Raw genomic sequence first — 5,234 nt, forward strand, 5'->3', positions numbered from 1 at the left:
GGTGTCGTTGTCGGTGGGCGGTTGTTGGAGTCCCTCTACGCGCCTTTCTCCCTTGCGTGGTGGGCGTCGTTGTGTGCTTGGGTCCCCTCCCCCCCCCCCCCCCCCCCCAGGACGATCAGCGGCGGGTCAGGAAGGCCAGCCGGGCCCTCTTCTCCGGGATGAAGACCTCCGGCAGGTCCACCTCGGGCAGCACGACCTCCGGGCCCAGCTCGAACCCGGCCCGCACCATGCGGGCGATCGCCTTCTCGTTGGAGGCGTCCGGCTCCACGACGACCCGGGTGTGGTCCCGCAGCGTGAAGGCGACGAGCGCGGGCAGGAGCCTGCCGGTGAAGCCCGGCTGCGGGGCCGAGCTCGGCGCGATGAGGAAGTGGGCGCCGACGTCCCCGGGCTCCACCTCGTAGCACTCGCTGACGCGGTCGGCCCTGGGGTCGTACGTCTGGAGCAGGGCGACGGGCTCGTCGTCCAGGACCACCAGGAAGCCGTGGTGGGTGGTGAGCGAGTCGAGGTGCGCGTAGATGTCCCGGACCTGCTCGACGGTGGTGCCGACCATGCCCCAGAAGCGGGACCGCTCCTCGTTGACCCAGGCGTGCAGGAGCGCGGCGTCGCGCTCGGGCTCGACGGGCCGGACCGTGACGGTGCCGAAGCCGTCGATGCTCCGGACGTAGGCGGCGGTGGCGGTGGTCATCCCTGCTCCTTGGTGAGGTTCTGCCAGTCGGTGGTCACGGGGGCGAGTTCGCCCTTCAGCCACAGCGGAAGCTGGTCGCGGTGGTGCGGGTCGCCGGGCACGCCGGACGCGCCGAACGGCACGATCCAGCCGCTCCGTTCGCGGTCGGCGAGGTCCCAGACGTAGCGGGCGGCGGAGGCACGGGCGCTGCGGTCGGTCCACCCGGGCACGCTGGACGTGGACAGGACGCAGTCGTGGTCCCCGCCGAGCCCCGGCCACTGCGCGTCGTCGGGGTCGGGCAGCGCCTGCCAGGGTGCGAGCCGGTGCGTCACGCCCCAGGCGGCCGGGGGCTCGCCTTCGCCGATCTCGTCGAGCGCCTCGTGCACGATCCGGTCGACGTCCGCGGCGGGCACGGGCCCCGCCACGAGCAGGGTCTCCAGGGCGTAGGCGACGCGCGGCCCGAGGGCCAGCCAGGGCCGGAACACCTCGGGGTACGGGGCGGGTTCACGCAGCACCGCGAAGGCCTCGTGGGCGGCGAGCCGGCGGACGACGGCCCCGCGCACGGCGGCGTAGAGACCGGCGTCGGTGCTCTCCGCGTCCATCCGCCGGTCCCAGCCGAGCAGCCGGTCGCGCACGGCGGAGGCGGCGGGGGAGAGGCCCGAGGCCTGCTGCCCGCTCCCGTTCCCGCCCACCCGGGCCACGGCCGCCAGGAGTCGGGCCGCCGAGCGGTTGTCGGTGTCCCGGTGGACGGCGGTGATGCTCTCCGGGGTCCAGTCCGCCGAGGCGCCGAGGAGCGCGTCGATCCGGTCCGCCCGGTGCGGCGGGGCGAACTCGATGCCCAGCGGCGCGGCGAGGCCGCGGGCGTTGGCCATCACGGCGTGACCGTCCACCTCGGCGCGGGGCAGCGGCGCCGGAGCGTCCTCCCACGCGTGCGCCGGGTCCCAGGCGGGCACGATCCGCAGCGAGTTGGCGCGATGCCGTACGGGCACCCGGCCGGCGACCCGGTGCAGCAGACCGCCCTCGGTGTCGGCGGCCAGGACGACGTTGACCGGTTCGATCCAGCCGTCGAGGGCCGCGTCCACGTCGGCGACGGTCCGGGCGCGCAGCAGCGCGGGCAGCACCTCGAATCCGAGCTGTCCTGTGACACGCGGCGGGTACCGCAGAGCGACGGTCTCCCATGTGGCGGCCCGGTCACGCGAGGCCCCGTCCTCCGACGCCCCGTCCTCAGAAACCCCGTCCTCCGACGTCCGGTCCTGCGGAACCCCGTCCCCGGGCTCGTCGTCCAACCCGATGATCACCGGCCCCCGGTCGGTCTCGATCACCTCGATGACGACCGGCTCACCGCCCGCGACCTCGATCGTCTCGGTGTGCGTCGTCGCCGGGCGCCAGCCCTCGGGGCCGTACGCCTCCACCCCGCCGTCCGGGAGCCGCCGCAGCCGCTCACGGTAGAGGTCCTGATAGTCCGACATCGCGTTGGTGATCGCCCAGGCCACCGGCCCGGTGTGGCCGAAGTGGGCGAGTCCGGGGATGCCGGGCACGGCGATGCCCACCACGTCGTACGCGGGGCAGGCGAGGCGGATCTGCTGGTAGACGCCGGGTGCCTCGATGAAGCGGTGCGGGTCGCCGGCCACCAGGGCCGCCCCGCTCGCGGTCCGGCCGCCCGCGACCAGCCAGCCGTTGGAGCCCGAGGTCCCCGGTCCGTCGGTCGCGAAGAGCTCCGTCCACTCCTCGCCGAGCCGCCGGGCGACCTCCTCGCGCCACAGCTTGGTGGGGAAGCCGGCGAACAGGATGTGGGTCGTCAGCCAGACGGCGAGTGGGGTCCACGGCTCCCACCGGCCGGGTGCGAGACCGGTCCCGGCGAACTCGGGCGCCCGCCCGGCCCCCTCCGCCAGGCCGTCGTTGACCCCGTCCACGTACGCGCGTACCCAGGCCGCCGTCCGCGCGTCCTCGCGCTCCAGCCGCTCGAAGCAGCGGCGGGCGGTGTCGGCGAGCCGGGAGCGCCGGGCGAACGTGTCCCAGCCGAGCTCGGCGGCGCCGAGGAAGGCGGCTGTGGTGCCCTGGGCCCGGTGCCGCTCGACCTCCAGCTGCCAGGCCCGGTCGCGGGCGGTGACCCGGCCCTGCGCGAAGGCGAGTTCGTCCTGGTCCGCGGCGCGCAGATGGGGGACACCCCACGCGTCCCGGTAGACCTCGATGCTCACGGAGACCCCGATCCCGTCCATGCTCCCGACATGGGCTTCGGCCATGTCTTCTGCGGATTTCTTAGGTTAGGCTGACCTAAATTAATCTACAGGAGTTCAGGGGAGGGGATTGCGGTGGGTCACGGCTGGCAGGGTGCCGTTCTCAAGCTGATGCGGGGCAAGGACTTCACGTTCACCGTGACGGGGGCCGAGCAGGTCACCGAGGACTACCGCAGGGTGCACTTCACGGACGGCGGACTGCTCGCCGCCGCCGGGATCCACCCCACGATGTGGGTCCGGATCTGGTTCGAGAACGCGGGCAAGCCGCACCAGCGCGCGTACACACTGGTCGACCCCGACCAGGAGGCCGGCACCTTCAGTCTGGAGTTCGCCCTCCACGACGGCGTCGCCAGCCGCTGGGCCCGCGCCTGTGCCCCGGGCGACACCGTCGAGGCGACCCTCCAGGGGACCGGCTTCGACGCCCCGGAGCCGCGCCCCGGCCGGCTCCTCGTGGTCGGCGACCCGGCGTCGCTGCCCGCCGTCAACTCCCTGCTCGACGCGCTCCCGGGTGTCCCCGCCACCGTGTGGTTCGAGACCCAGCACGCCTCGGACGAGGAGTTGCCGGTCCGGCTGGACCCCGAGCACCACGAACTGCGCCGGGTGCCGCGGCAGAACGACGGAGCCGACCTCGTCGCCCGGGTCAAGGCCGAGCTTCCGGCCCTCGCGGACTCCGACCCGTACGTCTGGATCGCCTGCGACACCACGACCACCCGGACCCTCGCCGCCTATGCGCGCAAGGAACTCGCGCTGCCCAAGGAGCGGGTCCACGCGCTCGGGTACTGGCGCGCGAGCTGACCGCCCGGTCCGATGCGCCGGGTTGACGATCCGTTACCCCGGCGCACGGCGGCTCGTTCACACCCTTCCCAGGGGTGCCGCTGTGTACCCACGCGTGCGAAAGACGCGGGACACCCGGGAACGGTTGTGTCGAAAAAAATCGAATATGAACACGGAAACCCCCCTTTGGAGTGAACTCACGTCAGGCGACTGTCGGTTCACTCTCCGTGCGTAAAGATTCCGGTGTCTCAAGTCGCCGAGGCCGCGCCGACCCACCGTCCCCGTGGTGAGCGGCCGGCGACGCCATGTCTCTTGTGGGGGTTCCACCATCTTGAACAGCAACACCTTCCGCACGCCCGTACGCCGTACCGCCGCCGCCGCGACCGTCGCCGCCCTGGCCGTCGGCCCCGTGCTCGTCGCGGCCCCGGCGGCGCAGGCCACGGGCGGCGAAGGGCGCGCCACCGCGGTCGTCCTGCGGACCGGCCTCGACGTCTCCCTCCTCGACAAGACGGTCGACGTGCCGCTGCGGGTCTCCCTCAACGAGGTCAAGGCGCCGAAGACCGAGGACGAGACCGCGCTCTCCGTGAAGGTGCAGGGGGCCGAGGGCGGCAAGCCGATCGACATCCTGGCCGCCGACGTCGCCACCTCGAAGGCCACCGTGGACAAGGAGAAGGCCGAGGGGTACGTGAACCTCGTCAAGGCCAAGGTCCACGTCCCCGGAATCCCGCTGCTCTCGCTCATCGAGGTGCAGAAGGTGACCTCCAAGGCCCTGTGCGAGGTGGGGAAGAAGCCCGTCGCCGAGTCCAACGTCCTCGGTCACGTCATCGTCTTCGGCAAGAAGACCACCCTCTCCACCGGCGGCCGGACCCAGGTCACGGTGCCCGGTGTCGGACAGGTCACCCTCGACCTGTCCCGTACGTCCACCACCTCGACCACGGCGGCCGCGACCGCCCTCGAACTCAAGGTGGAGGTCGACCCGCTGAAGCTCGGCGTCGCCGAGGTCAACGGAACGGTGACGCTCGCCGAGGCCACCTGCGAGACGCCCAAGGGCACGGCCCCGACGGAGCAGCCCACCGAGGAGCCCACCGGGAAGCCGACCGAGCAGCCCACCCAGGAGCCCAGCGAGCGTCCCTCGGAGCAGCCCACGCAGCAGCCCTCGGCCGAGCCGAGCGACGCCGGCGGCATCAAGACCGACAACGGCGGCACCACGCCCACCCAGAACCTCGCCGAGACCGGCGGCAGCTCCACCACCCCGTACATCGCGGGCGGGGCGCTCGCGCTCCTCGTGGCCGGCGGCGGTGCGCTCGCCCTGACCCGTTCGCGCGCCCGCTCCCGAGGCTGACGGTCCGAGGGGGACGCGCGCAGGGGCATGCACCGGGGGGTGCGGAGCCGGAGGCTCCGGGGGGGCCTCCGGGAGGACGTACGGGTCCGGGGGGGGGGGGGGGGGGGGGGGGGGCCCCCCCCCAACCCCCCCCCCCCCCCCCCCCCCCCCCCCCCCCCCCCTTCCCCCCCCCCCCCCCCCCCCCCCCCCCCCCGATCCCCCGAAAAAGGTTCTCCTT

At 73.6% G+C, this 5,234-nt stretch carries 4 protein-coding genes; 2 read left to right on the forward strand and 2 right to left on the reverse strand.

All coding sequences use genetic code 11. The annotated features are described in order from the left end of the window. Positions 1–115: 115 nt before the first annotated feature. Together ACZ4XX_RS27985 and ACZ4XX_RS27990 are read right to left on the reverse strand one after the other, a co-directional pair. On the reverse strand, positions 116–685 hold the full coding sequence (locus ACZ4XX_RS27985) for a GNAT family N-acetyltransferase (RefSeq protein ID WP_468510640.1): 570 nt from the start codon (positions 683–685) through the stop codon (positions 116–118). Beyond that, positions 682–2,883, reverse strand: coding sequence for a penicillin acylase family protein (locus tag ACZ4XX_RS27990; RefSeq protein WP_468510706.1), 2,202 nt, complete (start codon positions 2,881–2,883; stop codon positions 682–684). Before ACZ4XX_RS27990 ends, ACZ4XX_RS27985 begins: the two co-directional genes overlap by 4 nt. A 93-nt stretch (positions 2,884–2,976) precedes the next feature. On the opposite strand from ACZ4XX_RS27990, the gene ACZ4XX_RS27995 reads away from it, so the two are divergent. Then, positions 2,977–3,696: a siderophore-interacting protein gene (locus tag ACZ4XX_RS27995; RefSeq protein WP_468510641.1), complete on the forward strand. Its 720-nt coding sequence runs from the start codon at positions 2,977–2,979 to the stop codon at positions 3,694–3,696. Between the two features lie 310 nt (positions 3,697–4,006). Further along, entirely contained in the window at positions 4,007–5,017 is a 1,011-nt protein-coding gene (locus tag ACZ4XX_RS28000) for an SCO1860 family LAETG-anchored protein (protein ID WP_468510642.1), read from the forward strand. The last annotated feature ends 217 nt before the right edge of the window (positions 5,018–5,234 follow it).

The sequence above is a fragment of the Streptomyces sp. NPDC029956 genome, assembly GCF_055574655.1.